Annotated in this window: 1 protein-coding gene; it reads right to left on the bottom strand. The window is 48.9% G+C overall.

Going from position 1 to position 419, the window contains the following annotated elements:
* The coding region (locus D7Y13_RS45495; RefSeq protein WP_208734696.1) for a hypothetical protein at positions 1 to 246 on the bottom strand (246 nt) is incomplete at its 3' end.
* Positions 247 to 419: the final 173 nt, after the last annotated feature.

Raw genomic sequence — 419 nt, forward strand, 5'->3', positions numbered from 1 at the left:
CAGCGCAATTTTGCCCAAATCGGGGTTGGGTGAGAGCCACACATTGAAAGCTGCACCGATCAGGAACGGTGCGGTGAACGCGCCAGCAGCATTGCCTACACTGTTAAACAAAACCGAAATGAGTATCCAGCGGTAGCGCATGAGGTGCGACCACAGCCATTTGCCGGGCGAACGATGATCAACGGCATAGGTCGAGGCGATGTTGAATTCGACATTGGGCGTGACTGGCACAGCAGGGGAAGCCATGAGACATTTGGCCTTTTATCGGTGAATTACGTCGGGGTGGTTCAGATAAAGTAAGTGTTAAAGGCTGAAAGGTATATAAAACAGGCGTGATTGGAGGTCATTATTGCTAATTATATTTCTGATTGTGATCTTCAATGCCTGTGCATTGTACAGCAATTGCACTGGCATATGGC

Source organism: Corallococcus praedator (assembly GCF_003612125.1).
Lineage (GTDB): Bacteria > Myxococcota > Myxococcia > Myxococcales > Myxococcaceae > Corallococcus > Corallococcus praedator.